The following is a 203-nucleotide window of genomic DNA, read 5'->3' on the forward strand; positions in this document are numbered from 1 at the left end:
CGGGCTCGATCCTCATGGCGCATTGGCAGAACTACCTGTGGGACGTGATGAAGTCCTCGCCCTACTGGCCGCAGCTTGCCGGGCGCTTCGAGCTTGTGCCCTCCGGCTGGAAGCAGATCTTCTTCTGGACGGAGAACCATGTGCGCGAGACGGTCGAGGGGAAATACATGACCCTCAACCTCTACAACGGCGACAACTGGGAG

Annotated in this window: 1 protein-coding gene; it reads left to right on the forward strand. The window is 60.6% G+C overall.

Features of this window, described 5'->3' with window-relative positions:
• Positions 1-203, forward strand: a 203-nt coding sequence (locus tag PMES_RS16545) for a hypothetical protein (protein ID WP_159966792.1), incomplete at both ends; no start/stop codon positions are given.

Source organism: Profundibacterium mesophilum KAUST100406-0324 (assembly GCF_009835145.1).
GTDB lineage: Bacteria > Pseudomonadota > Alphaproteobacteria > Rhodobacterales > Rhodobacteraceae > Profundibacterium > Profundibacterium mesophilum.